General features: G+C 56.4%; 13 protein-coding genes. 7 read left to right on the top strand and 6 right to left on the bottom strand.

Annotated features, from left to right (window positions below; all coding sequences use genetic code 11):
- Positions 1–182: 182 nt before the first annotated feature.
- The 3 genes from ACAM29_RS12595 to ACAM29_RS12605 are packed head-to-tail and all read left to right on the top strand — an operon-like array spanning position 183 to position 3,543.
- Entirely contained in the window at positions 183–992 is an 810-nt protein-coding gene (locus ACAM29_RS12595; RefSeq protein ID WP_369624345.1) for a RimK/LysX family protein, read from the top strand.
- Complete coding sequence (locus tag ACAM29_RS12600) at positions 989–2,506, top strand: inactive transglutaminase family protein (RefSeq protein ID WP_369624346.1); 1,518 nt, start codon at positions 989–991, stop codon at positions 2,504–2,506. The genes ACAM29_RS12595 and ACAM29_RS12600 overlap by 4 nt, the downstream gene beginning before the upstream one ends.
- Positions 2,506–3,543 carry an alpha-L-glutamate ligase-like protein gene (locus ACAM29_RS12605; RefSeq protein ID WP_369624347.1) on the top strand — a complete coding sequence of 346 codons (1,038 nt, stop codon included), beginning with the start codon at positions 2,506–2,508 and terminating at the stop codon, positions 3,541–3,543. Before ACAM29_RS12600 ends, ACAM29_RS12605 begins: the two co-directional genes overlap by 1 nt.
- Here the strand turns inward: ACAM29_RS12605 and ACAM29_RS12610 are convergent.
- Both ACAM29_RS12610 and gdhA read right to left on the bottom strand, forming a co-directional pair.
- Positions 3,509–4,717 (bottom strand): CynX/NimT family MFS transporter, encoded by a 1,209-nt coding sequence (locus tag ACAM29_RS12610; protein ID WP_369624348.1) that lies wholly within the window; start codon positions 4,715–4,717, stop codon positions 3,509–3,511. The two genes, ACAM29_RS12605 and ACAM29_RS12610, sit on opposite strands and share 35 nt — an antisense overlap.
- Before the next feature lie 69 nt (positions 4,718–4,786).
- Positions 4,787–6,139: an NADP-specific glutamate dehydrogenase gene (gene gdhA, locus ACAM29_RS12615; RefSeq protein WP_369624349.1), complete on the bottom strand. Its 1,353-nt coding sequence runs from the start codon at positions 6,137–6,139 to the stop codon at positions 4,787–4,789.
- Positions 6,140–6,455: 316 nt separating this feature from the next.
- On the opposite strand from gdhA, the gene ACAM29_RS12620 reads away from it, so the two are divergent.
- From ACAM29_RS12620 to ACAM29_RS12635, 4 genes are all read left to right on the top strand, one after another.
- Positions 6,456–7,454 (top strand): cytochrome-c peroxidase, encoded by a 999-nt coding sequence (locus tag ACAM29_RS12620; protein ID WP_206838777.1) that lies wholly within the window; start codon positions 6,456–6,458, stop codon positions 7,452–7,454.
- 108 nt (positions 7,455–7,562) lie between these two features.
- The gene (locus tag ACAM29_RS12625) at positions 7,563–8,084 is read left to right on the top strand and encodes a disulfide bond formation protein B (protein WP_206838775.1); all 522 of its coding nucleotides are present in this window, start codon (positions 7,563–7,565) and stop codon (positions 8,082–8,084) included.
- Positions 8,085–8,148: 64 nt separating this feature from the next.
- Positions 8,149–8,352, top strand: a complete 204-nt coding sequence (locus ACAM29_RS12630) for a hypothetical protein (RefSeq protein ID WP_091822627.1) — start codon at positions 8,149–8,151, stop codon at positions 8,350–8,352.
- A gap of 152 nt (positions 8,353–8,504) precedes the next feature.
- Complete coding sequence (locus ACAM29_RS12635) at positions 8,505–8,810, top strand: cytochrome c5 family protein (protein WP_206838771.1); 306 nt, start codon at positions 8,505–8,507, stop codon at positions 8,808–8,810.
- A 76-nt stretch (positions 8,811–8,886) separates the two neighbouring features.
- On the opposite strand, the gene lipA is transcribed toward ACAM29_RS12635, so the two are convergent.
- From lipA to ACAM29_RS12655, 4 genes are read right to left on the bottom strand one after another with little or no spacing between them, the layout of a single operon-like run.
- A complete protein-coding gene (gene lipA, locus ACAM29_RS12640; protein WP_091822633.1) occupies positions 8,887–9,864 on the bottom strand; it encodes a lipoyl synthase in 978 nt (325 codons plus the stop codon).
- A gap of 6 nt (positions 9,865–9,870) precedes the next feature.
- Positions 9,871–10,524: a lipoyl(octanoyl) transferase LipB gene (gene lipB, locus ACAM29_RS12645; RefSeq protein WP_206838769.1), complete on the bottom strand. Its 654-nt coding sequence runs from the start codon at positions 10,522–10,524 to the stop codon at positions 9,871–9,873.
- A complete protein-coding gene (locus ACAM29_RS12650) occupies positions 10,524–10,799 on the bottom strand; it encodes a YbeD family protein (RefSeq protein ID WP_206838767.1) in 276 nt (91 codons plus the stop codon). The genes lipB and ACAM29_RS12650 overlap by 1 nt, the downstream gene beginning before the upstream one ends.
- Positions 10,796–11,662: a D-amino acid aminotransferase gene (locus ACAM29_RS12655; protein WP_206838765.1), complete on the bottom strand. Its 867-nt coding sequence runs from the start codon at positions 11,660–11,662 to the stop codon at positions 10,796–10,798. The genes ACAM29_RS12650 and ACAM29_RS12655 overlap by 4 nt, the downstream gene beginning before the upstream one ends.
- Positions 11,663–11,698: the final 36 nt, after the last annotated feature.

Below are 11,698 nucleotides of genomic sequence, written 5' to 3' on the forward strand. Positions count from 1 at the left end.
GGTTAGTGACAGACGATCCTTTGCGGTCTTATCATGCCCACGTCACGTTGCACGCTGCAGCAAAACATATTCAGGTGAACTTTTCACCGTCTGTTAAGCTGCGCTACTGCAGAGTCGATACCCACATCAGAGTCAACTGACACTGTCAGGTTCCTTATTTTATCTGCTGGCTGGAGTTATCCATGCTTTCTACTCGTTCGTCCCGATCAAGGATCACCCGTCTTACTTTTCTGCTGGGCCTTGCCGTACTAATGTCAGGCTGTAGCCACGATCGTTATCTGTTTCTGGAGCGTGCCGAGCTGGATCAACTGGAGCAACAGCACAAACTGCAACAGCAGCGCCTTGAAGCTCTTGAAGCTCTTGAAACACGTACTCTTGAGCAGTTTGATGTCATGGAAACGCGCCAGCAGCTGCGCCAGCAGGCACTGCTCGATCGTTTGAACCGACAACAGGACCTGATTCAGTCACTGCCGCAACAGCAGGCAAGCATTCTGCCACCGCAGCCAACCACCAGCGAGCCGTCCGCCCGTCTCAAGGGCAAACTGGTAGTGGGTGAGACGGAACCGATTTACATTGCCGATCCGGGCCTAGTCTATACTGCACGCATTGACAGTGGGGCTACAACCTCTTCCCTGCATGCACTCAATATCCAGCGTTTTGAGCGCAACGGACAGCCTTGGGTCCGGTTTGATATCAGTGTACCCGGCCGTGATGAAACCCTGACCATGGAGCATGAAATTTCCCGCCGTGCTCGCATCATACAATCAAACACCGATGATCCCGAACGACGAATTGTCGTAGAGCTGCCGTTCATGATTGGCGATCACCGTGACCTGGCTGAATTTACCCTGAGCGATCGCAGCCACCTGACCTACCCAGTACTGGTTGGACGCAATATCCTGCGTGATGTGATGCTGATTGATGTGGGCCAGGAGTTCGTGACCGAGCTGCCCGAAGGCCTCAATACTGAACAGGGAGCCAAAACACCTTGAGCCGACATTCAAAAGCCCCTTTTTATATTGCAACGGGCCTGCTGATTCTGGCCGGCGTCCTGCTGGCCGTTCTGCGTCATTATCAGCTGGGGGTTCCCTGGCTGCCAGGCCAGCAACAGCCTGTCTGGCTGGTCGAAGCACGGGTCGATTTTCGCGCCTGGGGCGAGCCCGTCACGGTCAGCCTCAACCTGCCGGACAGTCCGCCGGGATTTTCGGTACTGTCCGAGCAGGCAGCCTCACCCGGTTACGGTTTTGCCATTACACAACGTGGCCATGATCGCCGTGCGGAGTGGACAATCCGCCAGGCAAGCGGTCCACAAACACTCTACTTCAAGAGCCGACTGATCGCTTCCGCACAGACCGACACTGAGCCCGACAATACTCCAGTCACCGCCAGCGAAGTTTTTCTGGAGGGACCGGACATTGCGGCCGCACGCGCGGCGATTGAGCTGGCGGGCAGTCGCTCCAGCAATCCGGCCAGCTTCACACGCGAGTTGATCACCCTGCTTAACAGCCCAACACCGGACCAGAATACACGTCTTTTGCTGAGTGACAGAACCCGCGCCGAGGCGCTTTACCTTCTCATCAACCACAGTGGCACACCGGCCCGCATCGCCGAAGGGCTGCGACTTGAGGACGCTCGCCGACAGCAATCGCTGCTACCCTGGCTGCAGGTACATGACGGCAAGCGCTGGCTCACGTTCAACCCACGTACCGCTGAGCAAGGGGTGCCGGATGATGTATTGCTCTGGCGGCAGGAGGCCAGCTCATTACTGGATGTAACCGGAGGCAGCAACTCGGTGGTCAGCTTCTCAATGTTGCGTCAGACAGTTCCCGCCCTGCAAATCATCCGCGCCGAGGCTGACGGGCAGGCGTTCGGGGCCTTCAGCCTGCATCAACTCCCGGTTGAGCAGCAAGGCATGTTCCGCATGCTGTTGTTGCTTCCGTTTGGTGCACTGGTGGTCTGCCTGATGCGAATAGTGGTTGGCATCAAGACTTCCGGCACATTCATGCCGGTATTGATTGCTGTGGCCTTTGTGCAAACCTCTCTACTGCCAGGCCTAGCGGCCTTTATCGGCGTGGTCACACTGGGGCTCTTGATGCGAGGATATCTATCCAGCCTGAACCTGCTGCTGGTATCACGCATATCGGCTCTGATTGTACTGGTGCTGTTTATCACCGCTGGCATCAGTATTATCGGCTACCAAATGGGCTACAGCACCGGCATGACCGTCACCTTTTTCCCGATGGTCATTCTGGCCTGGACCATTGAGCGGATGTCGATCCTATGGGAAGAAGAAGGTGCTCGCGAGGTGGTTACTCAGGGCTTTGGCAGCCTGCTGGTCGCCATTTTTGCATTCCTGGTGATGCGCGCGCCGCTGGCAGAGCACCTCAGCTTCAATTTTCCCGAGCTACACCTTGTAGTACTGGGGCTAATTCTGCTGCTGGGTCAGTACACCGGTTACAAGCTCACCGAACTGCGCCGATTCACCCCGATGAAAAGGTACGACTAATGGGCTGGTGGGGCGATTGGATCAGCCCGCGCCGCATGAACCGGCTCGGCATCCTCAATATGAACAAGCGCAATATTGACTATATTTCGCGCTATAACGACCGCAGTGCCTACCCACTGGTAGACAACAAGCTGCTAACCAAACAGACCGTGGCAGAGTACGGCGTCGCCACACCTGCCTTGCTGCAGGTGGTGCGTGAGCAGCACGAAATTGGCCACTTCATGGAGCGGGTTAAAGGCTTCGATGGCTTTGCGATCAAACCGGCCAAGGGCTCCGGCGGCAAGGGCATTCTGGTAATCGGCTCGCATGAGGGTGAGCGCTTTATCAAAGCATCCGGGATGGAAATTTCGCTGCAGGAAATCGAACGCCACCTGTCCAATATTCTGGCGGGGCTCTACTCACTGGGCGGCGCCCCCGATGTAGCCATCGTTGAAGCTTTGGTACGCTCCGAGCCAGGCCTTGCACGCCACTCTTTTCAAGGTGTACCGGACATTCGCATCATTGTGTTCCAGGGCTATCCCGTAATGGCAATGCTGCGGCTGGCAACGCGTGCTTCAGATGGCAAGGCCAACCTGCATCAGGGTGCAGTGGGTGTCGGGCTGGATCTTGCCAACGGCCGCGCCCGCAACGCCGTACAGTTCGACCGTCCATTGACGCTGCATCCCGATACCGGCCTTGAACTCAACAGCATCGAGATCGAGAGCTGGCAGTATCTGCTGAACATGGCCAGCAGCTGTTATGAAGCCACCGGGCTTGGCTACATGGGGGTGGACCTGGTCGTCGACGCATTACGTGGCCCGCTGCTGCTGGAGTTGAATGCCCGCCCCGGGCTAGCCATCCAGATTGCCAATGGCAAGGGCCTGCTGCCACGCCTGAAGGCGGTTGAGGCACTGCGTCGTCCTCACCTGACCCCCGAGGCGCGAGTCGAGTGGGCCATGCAGCAGGCAGGCGCCAAGCCGGGCGATATTGATCCTGCACCGCTCTGCCTGGTAAATAGCATCCTCAGTGAACAGCAGCGAACCCCGGCAGACGGCTGACCCTGGTCACCAGCACGACACCAAGCAGTGACATCGCACCAGTTGCCATCCAGGTCCAGTGCCAGCCACCAGCCTGAGCTGCCAGCCAGGCGATGGCTGGTGGCGCCACAAACTGACCAAAAGCCGACCATTGCAGCATCCAGCCAACACAGGTCGACACCACAGAGCTGTCCGGTGCCAACCTTACCGCCAGCGAGAACAACGCTCCCGGCACCATGCCGCCGATGGCCGAAAACAGCAGCACAGCAAGGTAACGCAGCCAAGGGAAGTCAGCTGTCAGAGCCGAGAAAGCAAACCACGTGGTCATTGCCATTACAGCAAAACCGCCATAAAGCAACTGCCTTGCCCCTACCCCCACATGCAGCAAACGCCCCGACAGGACATTACCAATAATATTGACCACCGCCGCCAGAGCAGTCAGCGGACCCACCAGCCCGGCACTGATGCCCGCCTCGGAATAGATTGAGGGCAGAAAGCCGATGACTGAAAGCCACTGACCGGAATAGGTGGCGAAAATCATCGCCACCAGCCAGGGGCCCGGATGACTCAGGGTCAGTTTCAGTCGCCCCAGCACACGTCCCAAGGCACCGCCTACCGGCCCCTCCTGGCGCGTATGCAGTTGCTGATCCGGCGGCACGGCACGCCAGACCCAGAACAGCATCAGCAGAGATAACAGTGCCATCAATATCCACCAGCCTTGCCAGCCCACATGTGCCATTACCCACGGCCCAGTCAACAAGGCCGTGCCGGTGCCCAGCCCCATATAGCACCCCCACCAGCCAAGCCGCAGGCTCAGCTTCTCTGCCACCACCAGGTGCCGAATCAGCCCCGGACCGGATAGCGTCACCAGCAGAAAACCGAAACCCTCAATACCCCTCAGCAACAGCAGCATGGCCGCACTCTGTGCCTGGCTGCCGAGCAGGCTGGCAAGCATCAGAATACCCAGCCCCAACAGCACACTGCGGCGCAAGCCGGCACTGTCCGCCAGCAGCCCGATCAAGGCCCCTGCCAGCATGCCGGCCAGCTGCACCAAAGACAGCAGGAATCCGGCCTCAACCAGCGTGACACCAAGAGCATCCTGCAGCACCGGAATAGCTGGTGGCAGTTTTCCGATATGAAGGGCAGCCGTGATACCTGCCAGCATCACAACAAATTCAGGGGCCAGAGACCGCATCCTTAGACTCCAATAAGCAAAAGCCCGGGCGCAGGGCCCGGGCTATGATGGCAAAACCGGTTCAGGTGATTAAACCACACCCTGCTCCAGCATGGCATCCGCCACCCGGCGGAAGCCGGCAATATTGGCACCCAGTACCAAATTATGTGGCTGGTCAAATGCCTTGGCCGTTTCACTGCAGCGCTGGTAGATACCAGCCATGATCTGTTGCAGGCGTTCATCGACCTGCTCGAAGGTCCACTGTTGCATGCTGGCATTCTGTGCCATTTCCAACTGACTGGTAGCAACGCCGCCTGCGTTGGCCGCCTTACCCGGGCCATAGTGAATACGCTCGGCGATAAACACTTCCACCGCCTCAGGCGTTGAAGGCATGTTGGCACCTTCACTAATGCAGCGCACGCCATTACCGATGAGTGCGCGCGCATCCGCTTCGGTCAACTCGTTCTGAGTTGCACATGGGAAGGCAGCATCGGCCGTATAGCGCCATACGGCATGGCCATCTTCAGGGTAGGCCTCAACCGGGGTAAACTCCGCTTTCGGATGTTCTTCCAGATATTCGGCCAGCGAGCCACGACGCTCTTCCTTGATCTGTTTGAGGGTCTCCAGATTGATACCGTGACAGTCATACAGCGTACCGGTAGAGTCAGAACATGTAACCGGACGGGCGCCAAGGTGATACAGTTTCTCGATGGTGTAGATCGCCACGTTGCCGGCACCGGACACCAGACAGGTCTTGCCCGCTAGCGAGTCGGCATGGGCCTGCAACATGTTCTGGGCGAAGTAGACACAGCCGTAACCCGTGGCTTCCTTGCGTACCAGTGAACCACCCCACAGCAACCCCTTGCCGGTCAGAACTCCTTCATAACGGCCAGTCAAGCGCTTGTATTGCCCGAACAGGTAGCCGATCTCACGCGCACCCACACCAATATCACCCGCCGGCACGTCAGTCGTCGGGCCGATGTGACGGTACAGCTCGTTCATGAAAGATTGACAGAAGCGCATGATCTCCTGATCGGAGCGCCCTTTGGGATTGAAGTTGGCACCGCCCTTGCCACCACCAATTGCCAAACCGGTCAGGGCGTTTTTGAATATCTGTTCAAAACCGAGAAATTTGATGATGCCGGCGTTTACGGAAGGGTGAAATCGCAGACCGCCCTTATACGGGCCCAGAGCCGAATTGAATTCGATGCGGTAGCCCTTGTTGACCTGCACCTTGCCCTTGTCATCAACCCAGGGAATGCGGAACATGATCTGGCGTTCTGGTTCTACCATGCGCTCAATGATACCGCTGTCCCGGTAGCGTGCTTCTGACTCCAGCAAGGGTTCCAGCGACTCAAGCACCTCTTCAACAGCCTGATAAAACTCTGCCTGGGCGGGGCTGGAAGCCATCAGCTGCGTGATGGTGTTATGGATGTAGGACATCAATGTACCTCTGATGAATGGATTAAAGCTTCACGGGCAACACCAGAGTCGATGAAAGAATGACAACTGGCAGAACCGGGACACCCGCCGGAAAAAAGCTCGGTATTATACAGCACCACATTGGTGCAACAAAAGCACTAATGTGGTGCCTTGCACTATATTTGTGCAACATGCTGTTGCGATAAACATCTACACTCATTTTTTGGTCAGGCACTTCAACCCAGAGAAGCCCGGCACATTACTTGATCCCAGTCAACGCGACCGAAGATTAACAAGGCCATGATGGAACTCAAGCCCACTGAAAGAGGCACAAGCCATGACACTTACACGTCTGTTGAAACATTCACTGTTGGCACTTGCCATCGGCACTGTGAGCCACTCGGCCATTGCCAATGAGCCGATCCAGCCAATCGAACCGCTCAAGAACGTGAACCTGGCCCTGGCCGAACTGGGCAAGAAACTCTACTTCGACCCACGCCTGTCCAAGTCAGGTTTCATCTCCTGCAACTCCTGCCACAACCTGAGCATGGGCGGCACCGACAATATCAAGACGTCCATCGGACATGGCTGGGCACAGGGTCCGATCAACTCGCCCACTGTTCTTAACTCCAGCCTCAACGTGGCACAGTTCTGGGACGGTCGTGCGGCTGACCTGAAGGAGCAAGCCGGTGGTCCGATCGCCAACCCGGCCGAAATGGGTTTCACTCACGTGCTGGCCGTCGATGTCATTCAAAGCATTCCAGGCTATGTACGTGAATTCCGCCTGGTATTCGGTGATGAAGAGGTGAATATCGACAAGATCACCGATGCCATTGCCGAGTTCGAAAATACGCTGGTGACACCAAACGCCCGTTTTGACCAGTGGTTGCTGGGCGATCAGGATGCCATCACCCCGTTTGAGCGTGAAGGCTACGAGCTGTTCAAAACCAGCGGCTGTGTCGCCTGTCACAACGGCCCGGCAGTCGGCGGCAACTCGTTCCAGAAAATGGGCCTGATTGAGCCCTACCAAACCAACAACCCTGTTGAAGGCCGCGCGGCGGTTACCGGCAAGGATGCGGATCGCTTTACCTTCAAGGTACCGACCCTGCGCAACGTGGAGCTGACCTATCCGTACTTCCACGACGGTGAGGCGGCCACCCTGACCGAAGCCACCGACATCATGGGTCGCCTGCAGCTGGGCCGTAAATTCACCGATGAAGAAAACGCCAAGATCGTGGCCTTCATGAAAACTCTGACCGGTGACCAGCCCCAGTTCCTGATGCCGATTCTGCCACCATCGGTGGATGCGACTCCGAAACCTCAACCGTTTGATTGAAACATCCCGACAGAGGCTCTCTCAGAGCCTCTGTCGCTTGCTTCAAGTTTCCTGCCCCGTTACTCTCCTGCAACACCTTTTCTCTGAACGTTATCGTGAGCACCTCAGATGAGCACACCAGCTGTTGAGTCATTTCTGAATCATGTATTCAGGCCCGGCATTTACTGGTCAATTCTATTGGTCGGCAGCCTATCGGCTGAGGGCGTGGCACTATATTTCCAGTATGGGCTGGACTACGGCCCCTGCGTGCTCTGCATCCATATCCGCCTCTGGGTTGCGGCTCTTGTTCTGGTTGCAATAACAGGCCTTTTGGCACAGCGTTGCACTCATCTGCAAAAGGTCTGTCACCTTCTGACTGCCGCTATTGCGCTGGGCTTTACCGAACGCAGCTGGCGCTTATTGGCCATTGAGCGCAACTGGATTGAGGGCAGCTGCAGTTTTGACTCTGGACTGCCTGACTGGTTTGCACCGGACCATTGGTGGCCCTGGATGTTCGAGATCTGGGAGTCCTGCGGCTATACACCGGAAATGCTGGGCGGTCTGACCATGGCCGAGCTGCTGGCCGGTGCAGGTTTGGTGTTTGTACCACTGGCATTCATCGGCCTTATCCGCAGCCTACTGCAACGCTGATTGACATGTTTCTGCAACGAACGTCAGGTTCAATGATCCCATGACATATTCGGAGGATCAAAGCATGAGCACCATTCACCTGACAGCACAGCTGAAACAGCTACTAAACCGCGGCTACTCAATCGATGATGTCCGCAACCTGGTGACCGTTCCGCATGAAGTACTGGAACAGGCTATCCACGAGCACCACTTGCAGGAACACAGCCGACGTCATGACCGGCTGCTGCAGGGCCAGGCCGAGTTTGCCATGCGCCTTGGCCGACACTGACAAATCCAGTTGGGGCTTCCATGCGTAAACACTGATATTAAGCCGGGATTAACGACCTTTGCGCTATTTACAACAGGTCAAAGGCCGCTCTACACTCTGACGGTTTTTTATACTCCGGCCCTTGCTGCCGGCCATAACAAAGGAAGCCTGCAATGAAAAAAACTCTGCTGGTCGCTGCCGCGGCCCTGACGCTGTCCTCGACTGCCGCCATGGCCGAGCGCAGCGGTGAAGAACTCTACAAAACCAAGTGCTCCGTATGCCACGCTACAGGTGTTGCCGGTGCTCCGAAGTTCGGTGATGCTGCCGCTTGGGCACCCCGTGCCGAGAAAGGTATTGATGCACTGCTGGCAACTTCTCTGACCGGCATTAACGCCATGCCGCCCAAGGGCACCTGCATGGATTGCTCGGATGAGGAAATGAAGTCCGCCATCCAGTATATGCTGGACGCTGCCAAGTAATTCAGGCATGTGCTGAAACGCAAGAGGAGGCTCTATGCCTCCTCTTTTGCTTTTATCACCGCGGGACACAGAGCCTTCAGCTTACACGTTCACCCTTGGCCTGCAGATCTGCATGGTAGGAAGAGCGTACCAACGGGCCGCTGGCCACATGGGTAAAGCCCAGCTCCTTCGCGATCCGCTCAAATTCAGCAAATTCGTCAGGCGTCACATAACGCTCCAGCGCCAGATGGTTACGACTTGGCTGCAAGTACTGACCGATGGTAATCATGTCAACGTCATGTGCTCGCAGATCACGCATCACTTCGATGATCTCGTCATTTGTTTCGCCACAGCCCACCATCAGGCCGGATTTGGTCCGCACTTCAGGCCGCAGTGCCTTGTAGCGCTTGAGCAGATCCAGTGACCACTGATAGTCAGCCCCCGGCCGTACCTTACGGTACAGACGAGGAACGGTTTCCAGGTTGTGGTTAAACACATCAGGTGGGGTCTGTTCGAGAATTTCCAGTGCCACGTCCATGCGACCACGGAAGTCAGGCACCAGCGTCTCAATCTGTATCGACGGAATACGCTGACGGGTCTCACGGATGCAATCGGCAAAATGCTGGGCACCACCATCACGCAGATCGTCACGGTCCACCGAAGTGATCACCACATAGCGCAGTCCCATATCGGCAATCGCTTCGGCCAGCTCACGCGGCTCTTCCGGTGCCAGTGCGTTGGGACGACCATGGGCCACATCACAAAATGGGCAACGACGGGTACAGATATCGCCCATGATCATGAAAGTCGCTGTGCCATGACTAAAACATTCACCCAGATTGGGGCAACTGGCCTCTTCACAGACAGACGCCAGCTTGTGCTTGCGCAGCTTGTCCTTGATCCGCTTAACTTCAGCATTGGAGCCCATGCGAACCCGCAGCCAGTCCGGCTTGCGCTGCATCTCCTCCTTCTCGGTCGGGATCACCTTGACCGGGATACGAGCAACCTTTTCAGCGCCACGCAGTTTGACGCCCTGCTCGACTCTACCGCTGTTTTTTTCGGTGGATTCAGCCATTCTGATTCAGTCTTCCAGTATTGGTGTGCGGGTGATCTGATTATACCCCAATTTTTTAACCAAGTAATTTACTAGGTTATTGGGCAGTTGCGCCAGATCGGCGTCGGGCACCAGGGTCTGCACCTGAGTCATTTCAAGCCCCGCGTAACCGCAGGGGTTTATGCGCAGAAAAGGTTCCAGATCCATGTTCAGGTTAAGTGCCAGACCATGAAACGAGCAACCCCTGCGGATACGGAGTCCAAGCGAGCAGATCTTGCGCTCATCGACATATACGCCCGGCGCATCCGGTTTCGGGTAGGCGTTGATACCGTAGTCAGCCAACACGGCCACGATTGACTGCTCAATAATATCGACCAGATCACGTACTCCCAACTTGCGTCGACGCAGGTCCAGCAAGAGGTAAGCGATGAGCTGGCCGGGGCCGTGGTAGGTTACCTGACCACCGCGATCCACCTGTACCACAGGTATGCTGCCGGGGTTAATCAGATGCTCTGCCTTACCTGCCTGCCCTTGTGTGAAGACCGGTTCATGCTGAAGCAACCAGATCTCGTCGCGACTGTCCGCTGTACGGTTGTTGGTGAACGTTTGCATCCGCTGCCAGATGGGGGCATAGGGCTGAAGCCCCAGCTCACGCACAATCAGCTGGTCAGCTAGCGTCATCAGAGCACCATCTTCACACGGCCGGTCGCTTTGAGATCCTGATGCAGATTTTCCAGCTGCTCCTTGCTGGTCGCGGTAATTCTCATACGCACCGAGCTGTAGTTACCGTTGCCGCTTTCCTGAACGGTGACCTGCTCAATATCCAGATCCGGTGCATGGACTTGCACGATTTCGACCACCATTCCCTTGAAGTCGTGCGCATTGTCACCAATCACCTTGATCGGATAGTCGGGGTGAGGAAATTCAATTTTGGGTGCTTTGGGTTCTGTACTCATGAGCTCTCTCCGGTCATCAACCGGTGTTGGAAACGGGTAAACAGGGTAAACATGCGCTGCCACAGCGGGCCCTTGGCGCCATCAGCAACGGGGCATCCATCAATCTCCAGCACCGGCACAACGCCACGGGTGGAGCTGGAAATCCAGACCTCATCCGCACCAGCCAGTTCATCCGGTCGTAAATCAACTTCCTGATAGGGGATGCCATTCTCGGCCGCCAGTTCCAGAATAAGTTCCCGCGTGGTACCACCCAGAATTTCCGAACTGCGTTTGGGCGTATAGATCACGCCCTGACGTACCAGAAACAGGTTGCAGGAGGTACCCTCACTCAACAGACCATCGCGTACCAGCAAAGCTTCATCAGCGCCTGCTTCGCGTGCCTGCTGCAGTACCAGAATATTGGGCAGCAGACCGGTGGACTTGATATCACAGCGATGCCAGCGCAGGTCAGCAGTCACGATCACCTTAAAGCCCTGAACCTGCTCCGGGCCATCTGCATAGATGTCGCGGATCGGAGAGCAGCAGGCAAACACGGTTGGTTGCATCCGGTCGTCATAGGCGTGGGTACGGTAACCGGCACTGCCTCGGCTGATCTGTAGATAGACCGAGAGGTTACCGCCTCCGTTCCGACTGACAAGCTCATCCAAAATAGCCGCCCAGTCATACTCTGTTTCGATTCGGATAGCACGCAGGCTGTAGGCAAGACGATCTAAATGTTGCTGTAGGCGAAAGCCAACCCCCTGATAGTAAGGGATCACTTCATACACACTGTCAGCAAACAGAAAGCCGCGATCAAACACAGAGATCTGTGCCTGATCCGCCGGCAGGTATTCACCGTTGAGGTAGACGATATCTTTATTCATAAAACGCAACTGCCCACATCAGTAGTAGATGTGGGC

This window comes from Marinobacterium sp. BA1, assembly GCF_041155135.1.
GTDB lineage: Bacteria > Pseudomonadota > Gammaproteobacteria > Pseudomonadales > Balneatricaceae > Marinobacterium > Marinobacterium iners.

Excerpts from the sequence above, each read along its gene's own strand:
- ACAM29_RS12595 (WP_369624345.1), top strand. The coding sequence starts at position 183 with ATGCTTTCTACTCGTTCGTCCCGATCAAGGATCACCCGTCTTACTTTT.
- ACAM29_RS12605 (WP_369624347.1), top strand. The coding sequence starts at position 2,506 with ATGGGCTGGTGGGGCGATTGGATCAGCCCGCGCCGCATGAACCGGCTC.
- ACAM29_RS12610 (WP_369624348.1), bottom strand. The coding sequence starts at position 4,717 with ATGCGGTCTCTGGCCCCTGAATTTGTTGTGATGCTGGCAGGTATCACG.
- gdhA (WP_369624349.1), bottom strand. The coding sequence starts at position 6,139 with ATGTCCTACATCCATAACACCATCACGCAGCTGATGGCTTCCAGCCCC.
- ACAM29_RS12620 (WP_206838777.1), top strand. The coding sequence starts at position 6,456 with ATGACACTTACACGTCTGTTGAAACATTCACTGTTGGCACTTGCCATC.
- ACAM29_RS12625 (WP_206838775.1), top strand. The coding sequence starts at position 7,563 with ATGAGCACACCAGCTGTTGAGTCATTTCTGAATCATGTATTCAGGCCC.
- ACAM29_RS12630 (WP_091822627.1), top strand. The coding sequence starts at position 8,149 with ATGAGCACCATTCACCTGACAGCACAGCTGAAACAGCTACTAAACCGC.
- ACAM29_RS12635 (WP_206838771.1), top strand. The coding sequence starts at position 8,505 with ATGAAAAAAACTCTGCTGGTCGCTGCCGCGGCCCTGACGCTGTCCTCG.
- lipA (WP_091822633.1), bottom strand. The coding sequence starts at position 9,864 with ATGGCTGAATCCACCGAAAAAAACAGCGGTAGAGTCGAGCAGGGCGTC.
- lipB (WP_206838769.1), bottom strand. The coding sequence starts at position 10,524 with ATGACGCTAGCTGACCAGCTGATTGTGCGTGAGCTGGGGCTTCAGCCC.
- ACAM29_RS12650 (WP_206838767.1), bottom strand. The coding sequence starts at position 10,799 with ATGAGTACAGAACCCAAAGCACCCAAAATTGAATTTCCTCACCCCGAC.
- ACAM29_RS12655 (WP_206838765.1), bottom strand. The coding sequence starts at position 11,662 with ATGAATAAAGATATCGTCTACCTCAACGGTGAATACCTGCCGGCGGAT.